Below are 7,286 nucleotides of genomic sequence, written 5' to 3'. Positions count from 1 at the left end.
CAAGATCGCAGTTCGGTCGACCGTCCCCGGAGTGAACCCGAAGGGCGCGTGTATCGGTCCGATGGGCAGCCGGGTCCGTGCCGTCATGGCTGAGCTGCGTGGCGAGAAGATCGATATCGTCGACTGGTCCGCCGAACCGGCCGCGTTCGTGGGTAACGCGCTGTCGCCGGCACGGGTCGCACGGGTCGAGGTCACCGATGAGGCCGGCCGCTCGGCCCGGGTGGTCGTACCGGATTACCAGCTGTCGCTCGCCATTGGCCGGGAAGGGCAGAATGCCCGGCTGGCCGCCCGTCTCACCGGCTGGCGCATCGACATCCATTCGGATACGGAAAGAAGCGCTACGGAAGGCAGCGGTGACCCGGTGTCGAGGGAACGTCCCGAATCGTCTCCCAGGCGGGTCGCGGCCCCGGCCGCGGCCCGTAGATCCCCGGCTGCCGGCAACCGCTCCGCGGGCGCAACGGGATAGACTGACGATGGCGTGCCGTGCGGAGCCGGTCCGCACCTGCGTAGGGTGTCGTACCCGGGCGGTGCGGACCGACTTGGTGCGTATGGTGGCAGTTGGTGGCGAGCTCACACCCGATGTTCGCCGTCGTATGCCAGGGCGGGGAGCACACCTGCATCCCGATCTGGCCTGCCTTGATCTCGCGGAGCGTCGCAAGGCGTTCCCGCGGGCGCTGCGCGTTCCAGGGCCACTCGGGCTTGGACGCGTCAGGGCACACCTTGTTGAGCGGTAGATGATGTTGAACGGCACGTGATTGCGCACCGGCGTGGAGTTCACGGAAGATCGGACGACATCACCAGATGTCGACACGGAAGCAGGTCGAGACAGCGATGACCGCGCGATGAGCACGCAGCCATGATCACGACCAGCAGGTAACGAGGGTCACGCGGGCGGACCGCGGGCCGAAAGAAGGAGCACCGTGGTAGGAAAGGCCCGCGTACACGAGCTCGCCAAGGAGCTCGGAGTCGACAGCAAGACCGTGCTCGCCAAACTGAAGGATCTCGGCGAGTTCGTGAAGTCGGCTTCGTCCACAGTCGAGGCACCCGTCGTTCGAAAGCTCAAGGAATCGTTCCCGGCCGAAGGCGCGGCAACGCAGCGGTCGTCCGCCCGCGGTGGTACACCCCAGGGCAATGTCAGCTCCCAGGGCAACCCGCAGGGCAACGGCAGCTCCCAGGGCAACGGAGTCAGGCCCGGTACCGGAGCCCGTCCGGGACCGGTACCACCCCGTCCCGGTCCGCGGCTTCCCGGCCGCCCGGGTGCCCCCGGTGCCCCGGCCCGCCCGCAGGCCCCCGGTGTCGGGGTAAGCGCGCCCGGCCCGGCCCAGCCAGGCCCCGCCGCACCGCAGGTGCCGGACAGCCCAGCCCCCAACAGGCCGGCGGCGGACCTCCCCGCGGCCGCATCGGCTCCGGAGGTCACTCCGAGCGCCGCTCCCGCACCCTCCGTGACTCCGCCGCCGTCGCGCCCTCGCCCGGCCGCGCCCAGCGTCCAGGCGCGACCTGGGCCTGCGGCCAGCGCGCCCGCGCCCAGCGTGCCGACGCCCGCGTCTAGTGCGCCGACGTCCGCGCCCAGCATGCCGGCAGCAGACACGCCGTCGCCGAGCCCGTCGGTGGAGATCCCGCCGGTGAAGGGTCCGTCCGGTCGTCCGGCCCCCGGGCCGCGCCCCGGGCCGCGCCCGGCCGGTCCTGGTAACAACCCGTACACGACGCCCAGCTCGCAGCCACGGCAGGCGCCGTCCGGCCCCGCGGCCGCCAGCGGTCCACCCGCCGGTCCGCCGCCGCGCCAGGCCGGTTCACGTCCAGGTGGTCCTCGTCCCGCCGGAGCCGGGGGCCCTCGTCCCGCCGGCGCCGGGGGTCCTCGTCCCGCCGGGACGGGCGGTCCACGCCCCGGTGGCAGCGGCGGTGGCCGGCCGTCGCCGGGCCAGATGCCGCCCCGACCAGGTGGTACCGGTGGCCGGCCGTCGCCGGGCCAGATGCCGCCCCGACCAGGTGGTACCGGTGGGCCTCGACCCAATCCGAGCATGTTCCCCTCGCGTCCCGCAGGTCCCGGTGGTCCCCGCCCAGGTGGTGGCGGTGCCGGTGCCGGTGGCGGGCGACCGGCTCCCGGTGGCGGTGCCGGCCGTCCGGGCGGCGGTAGTGGTGGTGGCGGCGGTGGCCGTCCCGGTGGCGGTGGGTTCGCCGGCCGCGGTGCACCCGGTCGTCCGGGCGGCGGTGCCGGCGCGGGTACGGGCGCGCCGGGTCGTCCCGGTGGCGGTGGCGCTCCCGGTGCCGGCGGTCCCGGCGGTCGCCCGACATCGGGCGGCAGGGGCCGCGGCGGCACGACCGCCGGCGCCTTCGGTCCCGGCGGTCGAGGCCGCCCGGGGCGCCAGCGCAAGTCCAAGCGCGCGAAGCGGCAGGAGTGGGAGAGCGGGCTGGAAGCCCCCCGCATGGGGGCGATGGTTCCGCGTGGGAACGGGCAGGCCATTCGACTGCCTCGGGGCGCATCCCTCGCCGATTTCGCCGACAAGATCGACGCTAACCAGGGCGCGCTCGTCCAGGTCGTGTTCACCCAGCTCGGCGAAATGGTGACCGCGACGCAGTCGTGCACGGACGAGACCCTGCAGTTGCTCGGGGTCACTCTCGGGTATGAGGTGCAGATCGTCAGTCCCGAGGACGAGGACAAGGAGCTGTTGGAAAGCTTCGACCTCTCCTTCGGTGGCGCATACGGCGATCAGGTCGAACTGTCCGCGCGTCCGCCGGTTGTCACCGTCATGGGCCATGTTGACCATGGCAAGACGAAGTTGCTCGACGCGATCCGGTCGACGGATGTGGTCGCCGGTGAAGCCGGCGGCATCACCCAGCACATCGGGGCCTACCAGGTCCGGGCGAATGTCGACGGGGATGAGCGAAAGATCACCTTTATCGACACCCCGGGTCACGAGGCGTTCACCGCCATGCGTGCCCGCGGTGCGCAGGTGACCGACATCGTCGTGCTGGTCGTCGCCGCGGATGACGGCGTCAAGCCGCAGACGATCGAGGCGCTCAATCATGCCCAGGCGGCCAACGTCCCGATCGTCGTCGCCGTCAACAAGATTGACAAGGAAGGCGCCGACCCCCTGAAGGTGCGTGGTCAGCTCACCGAATACGGTCTGGTCGCCGAGGAATACGGCGGCGACGCCATGTTCGTCGACGTGTCCGCCCGTAACCGCACCAACATCGACGGTCTGCTGGAGGCGGTCATCCTCACCGCCGACGCCGCACTGGATCTGCGTGCCCCGACCGGCACGCACGCCCAGGGTGTCGCGATCGAAGGCCGACTGGACCGGGGCCGCGGCCCGGTTGCCACCGTGCTCGTCCAGCGGGGAACCCTGCGGGTCGGTGACTCGGTGGTCGCCGGCGACGCCTTCGGGCGTGTGCGGGCGATGCTCGACGAACACGGTGACCCGGTGCACGAGGCCGGCCCGGCCCGGCCGGTGCAGGTTCTCGGGTTCACCAGCGTCCCCGACGCCGGTGACAACTTCCTGGTCGTGCCCGAAGACCGGGTTGCCCGCCAGATCGCCGAGCGTCGCCAGGCGCGTGAGCGCAACGCCGAACTTGCGATGAGCCGCGGTCGCCCGACTCTGGAGACGATCCTGGAGCGGATGAAGGAGGGCGAGAAGACCCAGCTCAACCTCATCCTCAAGGGTGACGTGTCCGGTTCGGTCGAGACGGTGGAGGACTCGCTGCTCAAGATCGACGTCGGCGACGAGGTCTCCTTGCGGATCATCGGTCGTGGTGTCGGTGCGATCACCGAGAATGACGTCAACCTGGCGAGCGCATCCGATGCGGTGATCCTCGGGTTCAACGTCCGTGCGGAGGGCAAGGCGCGCGAGCTGGCCGAACGCGAGCGCGTCGACGTCCGCTACTACTCGGTCATCTACCAGGCGATCGAGGACATCGAGAATGCTCTCAAGGGCATGCTCAAGCCGGTCTACGAGGAAGTCCAGCTCGGCACGGCCGAGGTCCGCGAGGTGTTCCGGGTTCCCCGGATCGGAAACGTCGCCGGTTCCCTGGTGCGTTCCGGGCTCATCCGCCGCAACACCAAGGCCCGGCTCATCCGGGACGGCGTGGTCGTGGCGGACAACCTCACGGTCGAGTCGCTCAAACGGTTCAAGGACGACGCGACCGAGGTCCGCGAGGGTTATGAGTGCGGTATCGGGCTCGGCTCGTTCAACGACATCAAGGTTGATGACGTGATCGAGACCTTCGAACAGCGGGAGGTTCCTCGCTCCTGAGGACGCGGACCATGTGGACTGGGACGGGAGTTTTCGACCTTCTCCTTGGCGACGTTCGGTCGCTCAAGGAGAAGCGGTCGGTGGTTCGGCCGGTGGTGGCGGAGCTCCGCCGCAGGTATGCGGTAAGCGCGGCGGAGACCGGCCATCTCGATCTGCACCGGCGGACGCAGCTGGGCGTCGCCGTGGTCGCGGCGGATCGGGCCCATTGCGTCGAGGTCGTCCAGGCGTGTGAAGGTCTTCTTTCGCAACGCCCGGAGCTGGAACTGCTCTCGGCGCGAATGCGCTATCTCTCCGATGAGGACCTGGAGTCCGACGAGGGTATGGACGGACCGCGATCGGTGGCGCGGTCGTGATGACGGGAGGAAGCCATGGCTGACCCTGCTCGGGCGCGCCGGCTCGCGGTGCGTATCCGCGAGGTGGTCGCCGCTGCGTTGGAACGGCAGGTGAAGGACCCGCGCCTGGGGATGGTCACCGTGACCGACACGCGGGTCACCCCGGACCTGACCGAGGCCACCGTCTTCTACACGGTCTACGGCGATGACCTCGACCGGATGGAGTCGGCGCGCGCGCTGGAGTCGGCCAAGGGCCTGCTGCGTAGCCAGGTCGGCCGGCAGACCGGTGTCAAGGTCACTCCTACCCTGACCTTTGTCCACGACCGTCTGCCTGACGACGCCCGTCATCTCGAGGACCTGATTCTCACCGCGCGGGAGCGGGACGCGGGCCTCGCGGGCGTCCGGGACGGCGCCCGGCCGGCCGGGGAAGCCGACCCGTACCGTAAGCCGCGTGTCGAGGCCGACGAGTCAGACGAGGCCGACGCGTCCGACGCCGACGAGCGCGACGAGGAAATGATGGGGGACACGCTGCGATGACCGACGTGACAAGCCTCGCCGACCTGTCCCTGCTCCCGGTTCCCCACGCGGGCGAGGGGACGGGCCGGGCGGGGTCCACGTCCGGCGAGGGCGAGGCGGTCGGCGAGCAGCGGGACCGCGCGGTCGAGGCGATCCGCTCCGCGTCCCAGAGCGGGGAGAACATCCTGCTGGTCGCGCACGTCGACCCGGACGGCGACAGCCTGGGTTCGGCGATCGCGCTGGGGCTTGCGCTGCGTGCCCTCGGGGCCAGAGCGTCGGTGTCATTCGACAGCGACCCGTTCGTGGTACCGCGCTCCCTGACGTTTCTGCCCGGCCAGGATTTCCTTGTCCCGCCGTCCCTGGTCGCGGCGACACCAGACCTCGTGGTGACGCTGGATGCGGGCAGCCTGGCCAGACTCGGGGCGCTGGGCCGGGTCGCCACCCGGGCACGGCGAATGGTTGTGATCGACCATCACGCCTCGAACACGCGGTTCGGGGATATCAACCTGATCGACCCGGACGCCGCCTCCACCAGCGTGATGGTCACCGGCGTCATCGACGCGCTCGGGGTTGAACTCGATCACGATATGGCTGTCGCGATCTACACGGGCCTGATCACCGATACCGGTTCGTTCCGATACAGCGTGACCACGCCGGATGTCCACCGGTTGGCCGCGCGGTTGTTGGGCACCGGGATCCGCCACGATCTGATCACTCGTACGGTGTGGGACACCCACCGTTTCGGCTACCTGCGGCTGCTGGGTGAGCTGCTCGGCCGAGCCCGCCTGGAACCCGAGCACGACCTGGTGTGGACGTGGTGTGCCTACGCGGACCTCACCGCCGCGGGTCTCACCCTCGATGAGATCGAGGGTGTGATCGATATCGTCCGGACCACGGCCGAAGCCGAGGTGGCGGTCGTCTGCAAGCAGGACGCCACGAACATCTGGAAGGTTTCGGTGCGTTCCAAGGGTGGCATCGACGTCGGTGCGGTCTGCACCGCGCTCGGGGGTGGTGGCCACCGCTTCGCCGCCGGCCTGAGTTCCACCGAAGCTCTGGAGCCGACCATGGCGACCCTGCGCGCCGCGCTGGTCCGGGCCCCCAGACTGCCGGGCTGATGGCTGGTGCGACCGCCGCGTTCGGCGTGGACGGGCTGGTCGTCGTGGACAAGCCGACGGGGCTCACCTCGCATGACGTGGTGGCCCGCGCTCGGCGGGTCCTGCACACGCGGCGGGTCGGGCACGCCGGCACGCTCGACCCGATGGCGACCGGTGTGCTGGTACTCGGGGTGGGCCGGGCGACCCGCCTCCTCGGTCATCTCGCGTTGACCGACAAGGTCTACACCGCGACCATCCGCCTCGGTGAGTCGACCACCACCGACGATGCACAGGGTGAGGTTGTCGCCGTGCGTGCGGTCGAGGTCGACGAGGCGCGGCTCGCCGTCGCCATGGCGGCTCTCACCGGCCCGATCGACCAGGTGCCGTCCGCGGTCAGCGCGGTCAAGGTGAACGGCGTCCGGGCCTACGCCCGGGTACGCGCGGGTGAGCAGGTCGTCCTTGCGGCGCGGCGGGTCACGGTGAGCCGGTTCGAGTTACTTGCCCGCACCGGCGTTGACCTTGATGTTGCCGTCGGCTGTTCCAGCGGCACCTACGTGCGTGCGCTGGCCCGGGACCTCGGCCGGGCGTTGGGCTGTGGCGCGCACCTGTGCGCCCTGCGCCGGGTGTCGGTGGGACCGTTCGATCTCACCGAGGCGCTCACCCTGGACGCGCTGGCGCAGGCCGGCGTCGGCGCACTGCGTCCGCTGCCCGACGCCGTCGCCACGCTGTTTCCCTGTCGGGAGGTGGATGCCGATGCCGCTCGTGCGATATCCCACGGCCGGCGTCTTCCCCCGTTCGGGATACCCGGCACGTACGGTGTTTTCGGTCCGGCCGGCGAGCTTCTCGCTCTTGCCGAGGACGCGCAGGGCGGCTGCCGGTCGCTGGTGGTCTTCGCCGGAGCCTGAGCCGCAAACGGCACCGATAGGCTTTGGATGTGCAGCGGTGGCGCGGGGTGCTGGAGACGCCGGATGACTGGCCCGGCGGTGTTGTGACGATCGGGTTCTTCGACGGCGTCCACCGCGGTCACCAGCAGATCATCCGCCGGGCGGTGGAACGCGCCCACCGGGCGGGACAGCTCGCGGTCGTGCTCACGT

Annotated in this window: 7 protein-coding genes and 1 pseudogene; all 8 read left to right on the top strand. The window is 70.5% G+C overall.

Annotated features, from left to right (window positions below; genetic code table 11):
- Positions 1 to 466: transcription termination/antitermination protein NusA (gene nusA / locus U9979_RS20040; RefSeq protein ID WP_416220268.1), on the top strand; the 466-nt coding region annotated here is incomplete at its 5' end.
- Between the two features lie 7 nt (positions 467 to 473).
- On the top strand, positions 474 to 734 hold the full coding sequence (locus U9979_RS20035) for a YlxR family protein (protein WP_322752100.1): 261 nt from the start codon (positions 474 to 476) through the stop codon (positions 732 to 734).
- Positions 735 to 920: 186 nt separating this feature from the next.
- Positions 921 to 4,250 carry a translation initiation factor IF-2 gene (gene infB, locus U9979_RS20030; RefSeq protein WP_322780597.1) on the top strand — a complete coding sequence of 1,110 codons (3,330 nt, stop codon included), beginning with the start codon at positions 921 to 923 and terminating at the stop codon, positions 4,248 to 4,250.
- Positions 4,251 to 4,261: 11 nt separating this feature from the next.
- A complete protein-coding gene (locus tag U9979_RS20025; RefSeq protein ID WP_322752098.1) occupies positions 4,262 to 4,603 on the top strand; it encodes a DUF503 domain-containing protein in 342 nt (113 codons plus the stop codon).
- 15 nt (positions 4,604 to 4,618) lie between these two features.
- Positions 4,619 to 5,119: a 30S ribosome-binding factor RbfA gene (rbfA, locus tag U9979_RS20020; RefSeq protein WP_322752097.1), complete on the top strand. Its 501-nt coding sequence runs from the start codon at positions 4,619 to 4,621 to the stop codon at positions 5,117 to 5,119.
- A complete protein-coding gene (locus U9979_RS20015; RefSeq protein ID WP_322751997.1) occupies positions 5,116 to 6,213 on the top strand; it encodes a bifunctional oligoribonuclease/PAP phosphatase NrnA in 1,098 nt (365 codons plus the stop codon). The genes rbfA and U9979_RS20015 overlap by 4 nt, the downstream gene beginning before the upstream one ends.
- On the top strand, positions 6,213 to 7,097 hold the full coding sequence (gene truB, locus U9979_RS20010) for a tRNA pseudouridine(55) synthase TruB (protein ID WP_322780596.1): 885 nt from the start codon (positions 6,213 to 6,215) through the stop codon (positions 7,095 to 7,097). Before U9979_RS20015 ends, truB begins: the two co-directional genes overlap by 1 nt.
- Before the next feature lie 29 nt (positions 7,098 to 7,126).
- A pseudogene (locus tag U9979_RS20005) lies at positions 7,127 to 7,286 on the top strand (bifunctional riboflavin kinase/FAD synthetase); the annotation flags it as partial.

Origin of the sequence: Protofrankia sp. Cas4 (genome assembly GCF_963555915.1) — a bacterium.
In the GTDB taxonomy this organism is placed as follows: domain Bacteria; phylum Actinomycetota; class Actinomycetes; order Frankiales; family Frankiaceae; genus Protofrankia.
The sequence above is the reverse complement of the archived record's forward strand: the minus strand, read 5'-3'. Positions and strand labels throughout refer to the sequence as shown.

Bases quoted from the DNA above. Each gene is read 5' to 3' on its own strand.
- U9979_RS20035 (WP_322752100.1), top strand. From the start codon at position 474: ATGGCGTGCCGTGCGGAGCCGGTCCGCACCTGCGTAGGGTGTCGTACC.
- U9979_RS20025 (WP_322752098.1), top strand. From the start codon at position 4,262: ATGTGGACTGGGACGGGAGTTTTCGACCTTCTCCTTGGCGACGTTCGG.
- rbfA (WP_322752097.1), top strand. From the start codon at position 4,619: ATGGCTGACCCTGCTCGGGCGCGCCGGCTCGCGGTGCGTATCCGCGAG.
- U9979_RS20015 (WP_322751997.1), top strand. From the start codon at position 5,116: ATGACCGACGTGACAAGCCTCGCCGACCTGTCCCTGCTCCCGGTTCCC.
- truB (WP_322780596.1), top strand. From the start codon at position 6,213: ATGGCTGGTGCGACCGCCGCGTTCGGCGTGGACGGGCTGGTCGTCGTG.